Annotated in this window: 6 protein-coding genes; 3 read left to right on the top strand and 3 right to left on the bottom strand. The window is 51.3% G+C overall.

Annotation, left to right across the window (positions count from 1 at the left end; all coding sequences use genetic code 11):
* Positions 1-256: 256 nt before the first annotated feature.
* The 3 genes from mgtA to VMC84_RS01905 all read right to left on the bottom strand — a co-directional run bounded on the left by mgtA (position 257) and on the right by VMC84_RS01905 (position 3,907).
* Positions 257-2,800, bottom strand: a complete 2,544-nt coding sequence (gene mgtA / locus VMC84_RS01895; RefSeq protein ID WP_325377587.1) for a magnesium-translocating P-type ATPase — start codon at positions 2,798-2,800, stop codon at positions 257-259.
* A 50-nt stretch (positions 2,801-2,850) separates the two neighbouring features.
* Positions 2,851-3,114, bottom strand: a complete 264-nt coding sequence (locus VMC84_RS01900; protein WP_325377589.1) for a YhbY family RNA-binding protein — start codon at positions 3,112-3,114, stop codon at positions 2,851-2,853.
* Positions 3,115-3,253: 139 nt separating this feature from the next.
* Positions 3,254-3,907 (bottom strand): hypothetical protein, encoded by a 654-nt coding sequence (locus VMC84_RS01905; RefSeq protein WP_325377591.1) that lies wholly within the window; start codon positions 3,905-3,907, stop codon positions 3,254-3,256.
* A 293-nt stretch (positions 3,908-4,200) separates the two neighbouring features.
* Between VMC84_RS01905 and VMC84_RS01910 the strand changes: the two genes are divergently transcribed.
* The 3 genes from VMC84_RS01910 (at position 4,201) to VMC84_RS01920 (ending at position 6,122) form a co-directional block, all read left to right on the top strand.
* Positions 4,201-5,040: a CBS pair associated ParBc domain-containing protein gene (locus tag VMC84_RS01910; RefSeq protein WP_325377593.1), complete on the top strand. Its 840-nt coding sequence runs from the start codon at positions 4,201-4,203 to the stop codon at positions 5,038-5,040.
* 1 nt (position 5,041) lies between these two features.
* The gene (gene hisE, locus VMC84_RS01915) at positions 5,042-5,332 is read left to right on the top strand and encodes a phosphoribosyl-ATP diphosphatase (RefSeq protein WP_325377595.1); all 291 of its coding nucleotides are present in this window, start codon (positions 5,042-5,044) and stop codon (positions 5,330-5,332) included.
* A gap of 355 nt (positions 5,333-5,687) precedes the next feature.
* A complete protein-coding gene (locus VMC84_RS01920; protein ID WP_325377597.1) occupies positions 5,688-6,122 on the top strand; it encodes a hypothetical protein in 435 nt (144 codons plus the stop codon).
* The last annotated feature ends 93 nt before the right edge of the window (positions 6,123-6,215 follow it).

Raw genomic sequence — 6,215 nt, forward strand, 5'->3', positions numbered from 1 at the left:
TCTGAGACTTAAAAGGGCATATTCAACAAAGCATAAAAATTGAAAAAGATAATCGGAAACTATCGATAAATTTGGCTATTACGCAAACGATAAAAAAAAGACTACTTGCTAAACAATGACCTATCAATATTCAACGCAGCAAATATTTTATAACAATATTTTTCCACGTTTACCCGTTAACCGTCTTTGATCGTCCTTAACCACATAGGAGAAAAGTGAGAATTCGTATCAGCGAAAGCTTATAATGAGCTGTGATTTAAAACTTTACGACCCTGTAAAATATCCACTTGATCACTTCGACCGTCGCGATGTACAGCCCGACGATGATGGCTAGCGTCACAATGAACACGGGCGGCAGCGGCTCGAACTTAAAGAACGGCGCTATGGGCGTATATGGCATAACAATGACCACGGCGACGATGAGCAGCGTAGCCAGGACCAACGGCTTCCCGGGATGGCTCCTGAAGAATGGTTTCCTGGTGCGTATCACCAGCACGATCATGGCCGCCGAGACCACCGACTCCATGAACCACCCGGTCTGGAACTGCCTCTCCGAGGCGTGTAATAAGAATAAGAGAACGCCAAAGGTCATGAAGTCGAAGATCGAGCTTACCAGGCCGAACGTGACCATGAACTTTTTAATGAAGCCGATGTCCCAGCGCCTGGGACGGTCGACCAGCTCCAAGTCCACGGTATCGGTTGCAATGGTCATCTCCGGGATGTCGGTCATTAAATTGGTCAAAAGGATCTGCGTCGGCAACAGCGGCAGGAACGGTAAAAACAGGGATGCGCCGGCCATGCTGAACATGTTGCCGAAGTTCGCGCTGGTCGCCATGAAGACGTACTTCAGCGTATTGGCGAACGTCTTCCGGCCCTCTTCGATGCCCCTGGCAAGCACGTCCAGGTCCTTCTCCATGAGGACGATCTCCGCGGCCTCCTTCGCCACGTCCGCGGCACTGTCGACGGAGATGCCCACGTCGGCCGCATGCAGCGCCGGGCCATCGTTGATGCCGTCGCCCATATAGCCCACCACGTTGCCGGCGCGCTTCATCGCGATGATGATGCGCTCCTTCTGGTTGGGCTCGACCTCGGCGAAGACGTTGACCTCGTTGACCGCCGCCATCAATGCATCGTCGCTCATGTGGTCCAGCTCCGTACCTTTGATCACGCGGTCATTGCATATGCCGCCGGATATTTCGTCTGCGCTGCAGATCTGGCGGTTGATATAGGCCGCTACCAGGGCGTTATCCCCGGTAATGATCTTCAGCGTCACTCCCAGCCGGCTCATGTCCTTGATGGCGTCCATGATACCGGGCTTGGGCGGGTCATATAAGACGATGATGCCCAGGAAGGTCATGTCGTACTCGTCGTCCTTCGCGATGCGGGACTGCTGCCCTACATCCTTATATGAGACGCCGAGCGTGCGGAACCCTTTCGCGCTCAGCTCGTTGTACTGCTTCATGATGAGAGGCCGGGCCTCGCCCATCCCGATGATATTGCCGTTCAGCTCCGCCCGGGAGCAGATATCCATAACGTTCTGCAGGGCGCCCTTGGTCATTATAATGTTAATGCCGTCTTTCGCGACCAGCACGCTCAGGCGTTTCCGTATGAAATCGTAGGGCACCTCGTCGACTTTATTATAGCCGCCCAGGTCGAGCGTGCAATAATTTTTTATTGCAGCGTCGATAGGGCTGGCAAAGCCCGACTCCATGCAGGCGTTAAGGCCCGCATATAGCAGGACCTTATCGCTCTTTTGACCGTCGATGCCGACGGCCGAGTATACTTCGACTTTGCCTTCGGTGATAGTGCCCGTCTTGTCCGAGCACAGGACGTTCATGCTGCCGAAGTTCTCTATGGAGGAGAGCTGCTTGACGATGACCTTCTCCTTCGCCATGCGGCGGGCGCCGGTGGCCAGGTTAATGCTGATGATGGCCGGTAGAAGCTGCGGAGTGAGGCCCACGGCCAGCGCCAGCGCGAACATGAAGGAGTCGAGCACCGGCCTGTGGAAATATACGTTGATGGCGAAGATCGCGATGATCATGACGGTGGTGATCTCCAGCAGAAGATAGCCGAACTGGGTGACGCCCCGCTCGAACTCGGGCACTGGCGGCTTGAAGCGCAGGTGCTCCGAGATGCGGCCAAACTCCGTGTCCGTGCCGGTCCTCACTACGACGGCCCTCGCCGTCCCGCTGATCACGTGCGTGCCCATGAAGAGAGCATTGGTCCGCTTGCTGAGCGGCGTTTCCGGAGGAAGCGTTCCGACGACCTTTTCGACTGGATATGTTTCGCCGGTCAGTGCCGCCTCGTCCACGAAAAGGTCCCTGGACTCCAGGATCAGGCCGTCCCCGGGAATGCCGTCGCCGGCGTTCAGGACAAGCACGTCGCCCGGCACGATATCCTCGAACGGGAGGTCGACTTCCCTGCCATCCCGGAGCACCCGGGCCGTGACCTGGACCATTGCCAGCAGCTTTTCAATGGCGTTGGCGGCCGAGTATTCCTGCCAGAAGCCCAGGGCGCCGCTCAGGAATACGATGATGAGGATGATGATGGAATCGGCTTTATCTCCGAGGTAGATCGACAGAAGAGCGGCGAATAATAGTAAAAGAATGATAGGGCTCTTGAACTGGCTGATGAGCAGTGTCAGCGGGTCGGAGCGCTTTTTGGGCTGGAGCCGGTTCGGCCCGTAGGCCTTAAGCCGGCGTTTCGCCTCGTCGCTATTGAGACCCTGCGCGGTCGTGTCGAGGTCGCCCATAGCCTGCGCCGGCGTTTCGCTCCAGAACGCTTTCTGACCCGAGTACATGAGTCCCCCATATAGAGATATTGCGGCAAGTTATTAATAATAGGCTTCGTTTATCGCTTAAAAAGTACGACCGTATTGCCTTTCACTTCGATGAGCTCGGCCCCTGTTTTTTCCGCCAGCTCCTTTGCCATCTCGGCCCTGGGCATCGCCTCGACGGCGCTTTTCAGGAGCTTCACCTTGATGAGCTTATTATCTTTTAGCTGCCGCTTAAGCTCCTCGATGAGCGAGGGCGTGACGCCGTTCTTGCCGACGTGGGTCGAGGCCTCGATATTGGCTGCCTGGCCCCTCAACTCTAAGATCCTCTTCGTGTCCATTCAATTAATTAATGATGCGCGCTGCACATATTAGTTCCGGTGAGAGGCAAGACGTCGGCGGCAAAACACGGTTACATATTTATTAAGAGTATAAAAAAATAAATCGAAAAATTAGGTTAGATACCGGGTTTTTCATTTATCATCTCTTTCTTAGAGATAAGATGAGCAGGGCTAGTATGATTATACCGATCAATATTGCAAAGATCACGGGATAAACCGAGGATGTAGCCGTTGGCGACGGGCTCGCTATCGGTGAACTGGAGATCGGCGTAGGTATTGCGGTAGGCTCTGCCGTAACTGTCAGGACTGGCGTCGGTAATGGAGTAGGTGTCGCTGTCGATGTAGCGTTTATTTTAAATGGAACTGGCGTGGCAACTATCGGCATGGGGCCCACCGTAGGCGCTGCCGGCCCGGGAGGCGTGTAATGTAGTTCTACTTTCTGAGTGGTCCCCGGGATGAAAGTGACGTGTTCACCCGAATCTTTTCCATTGATCCGAAATACAATCCAGTCCCCTTCATTGACCCCATCGTTGGTACTCACAGTTATATTAAAAGTATCAGAAGATGTAAAAACGGGGGGAGGTATTACCAAGAGTTTATTATTGTTATTGTCCGCTATGAACAAGGTAACCGATATACCTGCAGGTATCTCTATTGAGCCGTTGATGATCATGCTGTCATTACTGATCGGGTCTGCATATGAATAAGGCATGTAATAGGGTAATAAATAAACGAAGAGCAATGTGACTGAAATGAGCGTTGCTATCGCTGAGTTTAAGTTTTTCTCCATCATCTACACCTTCATGCCCCTCTTTTACAAACGATATATTAGACAGTCATTATATAAAATATCCGCGACAACATTTTTATAATTATTAAAATGTAGTCGGTAAAAATGGGCTCACGACGTATTTTTCCCATGTGCCTATATAAAAATCGCTTATATTGTGTAGTAATTCCGCTTGTTAATATGTTTCATACCAGTATAGACCGTTAAAGATGCCGGAATGATCAGCAAAGAAAGACGGCGCACATCGCAAAAAGTGAATAAGATTATGTGCCAAGACTGACATATGGTCGTACATCATGACGGACAAACTCAGGGTCGGCGATTACATGACCGGCAAGGTCATCACGGTATCGCCGGACGACACGGTGATGGATGTCATCAAGCTCACGCGGGAAACGGGTCACGACGGCTTCCCCGTCACGAAGGAGAAAAAGGTCGAAGGCTACATCTCGTCGCTCGACATGCTGCTTTGCGAGTCGGACGAGCTGGTCAAGAACGTTATGAGCAAGAACCTCATCGTCGCGCACCCGAACATGGAGATCAACGAGGTCGCCCGAGTTATATTCAGGCTGGGCGTAAGCAAGCTCCCTGTGGTCGACGATAAGGGCAACCTGGTCGGCATCATCACGAACTCGGACGTCATCCGCTCCCAGATCGAGCGGGCCGACCCCCAGAAGGTCTGGAAATTAAAGAAAACGCTGGAGACGCTCCACAACGTCGACATAACGGTCGCCAGGGGCGAAGTCGACATCAACGAGCTCGTGCCCACCCAGGGCAAGGTCTTTGCCGACGAGCTGGAGGGCCGCATCTACGAGCTAAAGAAAGGGCTTGCCGAGCCCCTTATCGTCATCCACAAGCCCGGCAGGTGGCTGCTGGCCGATGGCCACCACAGGGTCGTAGCCGCCAGGCGCCTTGGCATGCAGAAGATAGATGCCTATATTCTCGAGATACCAAAAGATATCCCCCTGGGCATGGAAAAGTCGGCCCGGGATGCGGGCCTCAAGACACTGGACGACATCCAGGTGCTGGACTACGCGAAGCACCCGCTCATCGAAATAACGGAAAGGCTTTTAATGAAGGACCGCAAGACCATCTCGCCCGAAGACCTGGAGAGGCGGGGCATGGAGAGCGATTAACATGGCGGACGACGTGCTCGACGAAGTATATTCGGTTATCGTAGATCGTATGAACAACCCGAAGGAAGGCTCCTACGTGACCTCTTTGTACCGGGACCCGAAAGGCCTGGATAAGGTGCTGGAGAAGATCGGCGAAGAGTCCACAGAGGTCATCATAGCCGCCAAGAACGGCAGGGAAAAAGATATCGTCAGCGAGAGCGCTGACCTGATGTTCCATCTGATGGTCATGCTCGTGGCCAAAGGTATTCCCCTGGACAAGGTCAGGGAAGAGTTCGCCAGGCGCCGCAAATAGACTTTTTTTCAATTGTTAAAATTTTAAGAAAGACACCCGTGGAGAAAAGATAGGGGATAATAAGGGGGCAGAATGCCCTATCCTTTCTCCGGGATCTAAATGTCGCTACTGTATACTCGCCCCAATTAAGCCGAAGCTTAATTGTTGCAATCAATAGATTACCATGAGCTTATATATCGTTTATGTCCACATCGCCGAACTGAATATATGTAAAATATTGTTACCGTACGCATGTTCAGTTCGGCGATGTGGACATAAAATATAAGTCTTACCCTCCTGACGCTTATTCTAGGTGATCTAAATGTTGTTGAGAAAAGGTATTATCGTATTAGTTCTGTCGACGCTTGTGGTCGCTATGGCTGCTGCGTCGGTTGGTGCAGTGAGCGCGGGACCGTCGTTAAAGAATCTCAAGTCTGGTAATGGCGGATATGTTGTAACGTTTGGAAAGAGTTCAGACGTGTCTCCGCAAAGCATGTTAGTATCACCAATGTCTTCCATGGGTAATACCATAAAGCAGGGACAGACACAATGGGCGCAAAAAACCGTAGTCGGAAATCCAACGACAATTTATACTGATGTATACTGGGGAAATCCAACTAACTCAATAAGTCTTACAGTATATACTCCTGATGGGTATGTCCTAGGGCCTGTTTATGATAATATCGAAGGAATAATCAACGGTGATATACCTTTAGCAATAACAAGGAGCGGCGGTGTTGCTTCCGGCACGTATTATTATCAGATATATGGATATAGGATATCTGGATCTCAATACTATACGTTCTCGTAAGTCTATTATACTAAATGGGATGAGAATAATCTATGCGTAAAATATGTAATGTAATTTTACTCATTCTATTATTCTCATCTATCACTTTTTACG

Source organism: Methanocella sp. (assembly GCF_035506375.1).
GTDB lineage: Archaea > Halobacteriota > Methanocellia > Methanocellales > Methanocellaceae > Methanocella.